General features: G+C 60.8%; 1 protein-coding gene. It reads left to right on the forward strand.

The genetic code is table 11. The annotated features are described in order from the left end of the window. On the forward strand, nucleotides 1-255 hold a 255-nt coding region (locus ACU8YC_RS28780), incomplete at both ends, for a FimD/PapC N-terminal domain-containing protein (protein WP_446896483.1).

Below are 255 nucleotides of genomic sequence, written 5' to 3' on the forward strand. Positions count from 1 at the left end.
TCATGCAGGGGGGAAATGCCATGGCGGATGTGGACAGTTACGCCACCTTCCCCGCCGGCCGTTACCTGGTGGATGTGGAGCTCAACGGGAAGCGTACCGGGCGGCGTATCCTCGATATTCCGGCCAGTGATGAGCAGGTGCTCTGTCTGGCCCCCGAATGGCTCAACCAGGCCGGCATTTTTCTGCGTGAAGACATTTTCTCTGACGTCAGGGATCCGGCGCGCGGCTGTTATCGCGTCGCACAGTTACCCGATG

The organism is Citrobacter sp. VF227, from assembly GCF_052950715.1.